This window comes from Chryseobacterium sp. SIMBA_029, assembly GCF_046535275.1.
In the GTDB taxonomy this organism is placed as follows: domain Bacteria; phylum Bacteroidota; class Bacteroidia; order Flavobacteriales; family Weeksellaceae; genus Chryseobacterium.
Window position 1 is genome coordinate 1 of record NZ_JAWRXA010000680.1, and the last position, 247, is coordinate 247.

1 pseudogene is annotated in these 247 nt (G+C 36.0%); it reads right to left on the reverse strand.

The window, feature by feature from the left end:
- Window positions 1–247: pseudogene (locus tag SB679_RS25685) on the reverse strand (TonB-dependent receptor); the annotation flags it as partial.

The following is a 247-nucleotide window of genomic DNA, read 5'->3' on the forward strand; positions in this document are numbered from 1 at the left end:
GTCCCATAATTCATATCTTCTTACTGTCCCTCCCTGATTGTAAGTGATATCATCAGAATAAGGTCGTTTGAAAATATTCATCAACTGTATACTGGCCTCCATTTGCGTTTTAGGAAATATTTTAGTGATGGAGATATTATGGAATACGTTGGTGTTATTAGCCTGGGTATTTCCATTGTTTTGATTGGAAATTTCCATCCACGCGCTCAGATTGATGTTCTTATTGAAAAGGTTGGTATAAGAAAGG